Here is a 5,689-nt window from a genome sequence, read left to right on the forward strand (position 1 = left end):
GCAATTAGTAGTACGAAATCCATACCAAGGGCATTCATAATGAATATGAAAGGACTTGTTAAGCCTGCTGTGTATTTTAATCCACAACTATCACCCGATTGTCATTGTTACCCCACTAATTTGTTAAGTAAATGTGAATCCATAAATTTGTGAGGTTTTTAATTACAGTTAATTGGAGATGAAGGAGCTACAGGACATATTATCACTGGCCATACCACAACCGGCAATGAGCGACCAGCTGCAGCTTGCAGAGCAGGATGCCGTGAACGTACCGGATTGCCTTGATTTTACCCTGCAGCGCTTTACCTACGATAAACCCTTACCTGTTGAGGATGTAGCCATGGTGGTGTACCAGCCGGCCAAAAGAGGCCAGTCTGCCGCCGTGGAGCTGCGTTACTGCGTAGCCGGTAACCGCTACTGCCAAAACCCCTCCTGCACAGATGAGCTGTGCGCCAAGGGCCAGAAAGGCAACTGTAAGGAAAAGGTAGCCTCTGTGGATATGATCACCGTGCGTTTTCAGCCGGCCTTTATCCAATCCCTGCAAAAGGGCGCTACCACTACTACCTTATTTGAATTACAATCCCGCAAGCCTTTTGTAAAAACCATACAGCCCTGCACTAAATCCAAATCGGTGCTGGAGCAGATGGTACATCATAATTACGAAGGGGTGCTGAAGCATATTTTCCTGCAAAGCAAGGCGCTGGAGCTGCTGTTGTTCAGCTCCGACCAGTTCATGCAAAATGACCCGGACGAGCGTTATGGCTGCCGTTTCCTCACCCATATGGAGGACCGGGAAAAGATAGAAAAGGCCCGCAGCATTTTGCTGGAGCAGCTGGATGCCCCTATTACCATCCGCGACCTGGCCCGCCGGGTAGCTATGAACGAGTGTTACCTGAAAAAAGGCTTCAAAGCCATGTATGGTACCACCATTTACGATTACTTCCAGAAAGAACGGATGGAAAAGGCCAAGAGCCTCCTGTACGAAAAAGGGATGTCCGTTTCCGATGTAGCCATTCTCATGGGCTATTCCTGCATTTCCCACTTCTCTACCGCCTTTAAAAAGCATACCGGCTTAAAGCCCTGCGAGCTGCTGCTGCGCTAAATGTAAATAGATGTGCAGATATGCAAATGTGCAGATGTGCAAATAAATGCGCGGATGTATTAATGCCCTGGTTTGCCTGATTTACACCGCCCCTTTATCCTCACCGCTTCCCTTGCAAATTTGCATGATTTCGTAACTATATGTTTGCCAATCAATTAATTAACTATTTACCCCCTGCATTTGCACATTTGCATATCTGCACACCTGCACATCTTCCCATCTTCCCAACCTTTTCCCTTTTCGATCATTTCTTTTCCCGATTTCGTAAGCTCCCGCAGATAATTCGGCGTTTCTTTGTATCACGATCGGCAGATATCTATCCCGATTTTATAAGCTTCCTTATCAGATTTGACCATTGGAGGGAGGCTTACCAGGCAAAAAGTGAGTAAAGCCATACATTCTTGCACAATCTTCAAACACCAAATGACCTTAGTGCATATTGCCGGTAAGTTTCCCGCCATAATACTAGAAAGCCATCGCAGATACAGCGGTGGCTTTTGTATTAATACCAGATCTGATCACTGGCCAATATGGCAGTCTGAGATCAACCTATATTACTGATGTGATCGTTTGCTGAAGCAGAAGTATAGCAAAGCAGAATTGCGGGAAAGCTCAGAAATTTGAACGGATCTTAAGCGAGGTCATAACAAATTTGAATACCGTTAAAGGAAATATAGGCGCCCTCAGGCTTATCAACGGCGTAAAAGTGTGGTATTGCTGTAATAATTACAACAACAACTGTGAGTAATCTTCCTCAGTTTTCTACAAAAAGAAAACCCCGCCCAAAAGAGCAGGGTCTGTCCTATTTATCCCTATACCTATGAAATACTTATTTGTGTGTAGCTATTCTGTAATGGTACCAGCTTCATTAATCAAAACCGACTTTTCAGTACCATTATCCTGAATATTTACTTTGTAGTAAGCAGCTACATCTGCTCTTTCTATTTTCCAGCCGTCTTTTACGGTGGCTGTTGGATATTTTGTTTTCAATGTGCTGGCTACTGTTTCCGGTAGCTGCTCAGCCTTATACTCACTGCGGGTGGCTATCCAGTTGCCATCTGCCGAATATTCTGCGGCTGTTTTTACATCATCTTTGGAGAAGTTTGCTGTCCAGTTGCCTGAACCACCTTTACTCCATTTTGCATCTGTGATGCCTGCAAAATTTTGTTCAAAAGCACCTTTTACAGGATCGGGAGCCACAACCACTTTCGCAGTAGTATGCTTCACCTTTTTAACCGATTTGTGTTGTGCAAAAGTTATGCCGGAAGTGAACAATGCAGCGCAAAAAAATAACATCAACTTTTTCATATAAACGATATGGTTTGTCCGTTGGGTTAAGGTTTTGAACTTAAAAATTTCTTCCAGGCTCTTGAACTAAAACAGTGCCAAAAAAGCAAAACTATGGATTCCGAGTGTAAAAATAAGAAAAAAATTAAAAAAACATATACTGGTCCACTCTTTTTAACGCTTTTTCCGATTTTGGTGCCGCCCTATTTCGTAACTTTGCACAATTTTAATTAAAGATTTGTCTTATTAACGCCAAAAGGCGGAATTTGTTTTATGGCCAGTCAATATCAGGAATATAACCAGTTGAACTTACCGCAGATAGGAAAGGAAGTACTACAGCAATGGGAGGCACAGCAAGCATTTGAGCAAAGCGTAACATTAAGGGAAGGCGCTACTCCTTTTGTATTTTATGAAGGCCCGCCCAGCGCCAATGGTATGCCTGGTATTCACCACGTAATTTCCCGCACATTAAAAGACCTGGTATGCCGCTATAAAACCATGAAAGGTTACCAGGTAAAACGTAAAGGCGGCTGGGATACCCACGGCCTGCCGGTAGAGCTTGGCGTGGAAAAGAGCCTGGGCATTACAAAAGAAGACATCGGCAAAAAAATATCCATAGAAGAATATAATGATACCTGCCGCCGGGAGGTATTAAAATATAAAGACAAATGGGACGAGCTGACCCAGAAAATGGGCTACTGGGTTGACTTAAAGAACCCCTATGTAACATTTGAGAATAACTATATTGAAAGCCTGTGGTGGTGTTTGCAGCAGCTGTATAAAAAGGGATACCTGTATAAAAGCGTAAGCATACAACCTTACTCACCCGCCGCCGGCAGCGGCTTAAGCTCTGCAGAGCTGAACCAGCCCGGCTGTTATAAAGATGTAAAGGATACCACCGTAGTAGCCATGTTTAAGGCGGTGGAAGGCGACCGTTCCCGCTTCTTATTTGAAGCGGCTGGTACCGACCAGGTATTTTTCCTGGCCTGGACCACCACCCCGTGGACCCTGCCATCCAACCTGGGCCTTACAGTAGGCGCTAATATAGAATATGCGCTGGTGCGCACTTTCAACCCCTACACCCACTTACCGGTATGCGTAATACTGGCCAAAGACCTGGTAGACCGTCACTTTAAAAAAGAAGGGGAAGACGGTGATTTTGCAAATTATAAAGAAGGAGATAAAATAATTCCCTGGCAGATCCTGTCCGTTTTCCGGGGCAGCCAGCTGGAAAATATCCGCTATGAGCAGCTGTTGCCATACGTACAGCCGGAAGAGGGCGATCCCTTCCGCATCCTGATAGGCGACTTTGTAACTACAGAAGATGGTACCGGTATCGTGCATACTGCCCCTGCTTTTGGTGCAGATGATAACCGCGTAGGTAAAAAGTATGGCATCGGTATCCTTACACTTGTAGACAAGCAGGGGAAATTTTTGGACACTGTGGGTGAGTTCGCTGGACGATATGTGAAAAATTACAAAGACGATCCACAGTATAAGGATGTAGATGTTGACATCGCTGTAAAGCTTAAGAAAGAAAACCGCGCATTTAAAGTAGAAAAATACGAGCACAGCTACCCTCATTGCTGGCGTACCGATAAGCCGGTATTATATTACCCGCTGGATGCCTGGTTCATTAAAACCACGGCCCTGAAAGACCGGATGGTAGAGCTGAACACCACTATTAACTGGAAACCGGCCTTTACCGGCACCGGCCGTTTTGGTAACTGGCTGGAGAATATGGTGGACTGGAACCTGAGCCGCAGCCGCTTTTGGGGCACTCCGCTGCCGATATGGCGTACAGAAGATGGCAGTGAAGAAAAATGTATTGGCAGCATAGAAGAGTTGAACGCCGAAATAAGAAAGGCCAGTGAAGTGCTGGGCGGCGATGTAAATAAAAATTACCTGCACCAGGGCATCCTGGACCTGCATAAACCCTACGTGGATGACATCATACTGGTAAGCGCCGATGGCAAGCCCATGCGCCGTGAGCCGGACCTGGTGGATGTTTGGTTTGACAGTGGCGCCATGCCCTATGCCCAATGGCATTTCCCCTTTGAGAATAAGGATGTTTTTGAACAGAACTTCCCCGCAGATTTTATTTGCGAAGGGGTAGACCAAACCCGTGGCTGGTTCTATACCCTGCACGTACTGGGCGCCCTGCTGTTTGATAGCGTAGCGTATAAAACCGTAGTATCCAATGGCTTAGTGCTGGATAAGAACGGTGTAAAAATGAGTAAGCGCCTGGGGAATATAATAGATCCGTTTAAGACGATAGAAGAGCTGGGGGCAGACGCTACCCGCTGGTACCTGGTTACCAATGCCAGCCCCTGGGATAGCATGAAGTTTGATACTGATGGTATCAGGGAGGTACAGCGTAAGCTGTTCTCCACCCTGTACAATACCTATAACTTCTTTGCGATGTACGCCAACCTGGATAATTTCTCATTCCGGGAAGCTTACATTCCACTGCAGCAGCGGCCGGAAATAGACCGCTGGATCATTTCAGTCCTGAACACCCTGGTAAAAGAGGTTACTACCTTCCTGGATGATTATGAGCCTACCCAGGCAGGCCGTGTAATACAGGAGTTTGTAGATGAGCATTTAAGCAACTGGTACGTACGTTTGTGCCGCCGCCGTTTCTGGAAAGGGGAGTATGAGCATGATAAAATATCGGCCTACCAAACCTTATACGAATGCCTGGAAAAGATCTCACAGCTGATGGCGCCGGTATCCCCGTTCTTTGCAGATTGGTTATTTGGCAACCTGAACAAGGTGGGACAGCGTTCAACCGCCGTTTCCGTACACCATACCGATTTCCCGGTACCGGTGGCAGAAGCAATAGATAGTGAGCTGGAAGAAAGGATGCAGTTAGCACAGGATATATCATCTCTGGTACTATCCTTGCGTAAGAAGGTGAACATTAGGGTACGGCAGCCTCTTCAAAAGATATTAATACCGGTATTGAACCCTCACATGCAGGTACAGGTTGAGAAGATCGAACACCTGATAAAAAGTGAGGTGAATGTAAAAGGTATTGACTATCTTACGGAAACGGAGGGCTTCATCAAGAAAAAGATTAAGCCTAATTACAAGGCGCTGGGTAGCAAGATGGGAGCAAAAATGAAAGCCGTAGCAGCCGCTATCAGCGCTTTCACGGATGCAGATATAGCAACACTGGAGCGTGAAGGGGCTTACAACCTGCTGATAGACGGGGAACCGCTATCGTTACAGCTCTCCGATGTAGAGATCATTTCCGAAGATATTCCAGGGTGGACTGTTGCAAACAAAGGTGCATTA

General features: G+C 45.9%; 3 protein-coding genes. 2 read left to right on the forward strand and 1 reads right to left on the reverse strand.

Annotation, left to right across the window (positions count from 1 at the left end):
• Window positions 1-178 precede the first annotated feature (178 nt).
• On the forward strand, window positions 179-1,102 hold the full coding sequence (locus VIM87_RS10080) for a helix-turn-helix domain-containing protein (protein ID WP_089906607.1): 924 nt from the start codon (window positions 179-181) through the stop codon (window positions 1,100-1,102).
• A gap of 843 nt (window positions 1,103-1,945) precedes the next feature.
• Here VIM87_RS10080 and VIM87_RS10085 read toward each other — a convergent pair.
• Window positions 1,946-2,410, reverse strand: a complete 465-nt coding sequence (locus VIM87_RS10085; RefSeq protein ID WP_331996873.1) for a PepSY-like domain-containing protein — start codon at window positions 2,408-2,410, stop codon at window positions 1,946-1,948.
• Between the two features lie 252 nt (window positions 2,411-2,662).
• On the opposite strand from VIM87_RS10085, the gene ileS reads away from it, so the two are divergent.
• Window positions 2,663-5,689, forward strand: a 3,027-nt coding sequence (gene ileS, locus VIM87_RS10090; RefSeq protein ID WP_331996874.1) for an isoleucine--tRNA ligase, incomplete at its 3' end; no start/stop codon positions are given.

The sequence above is a fragment of the Chitinophaga sp. genome (assembly GCF_036569125.1).
GTDB lineage: Bacteria > Bacteroidota > Bacteroidia > Chitinophagales > Chitinophagaceae > Chitinophaga.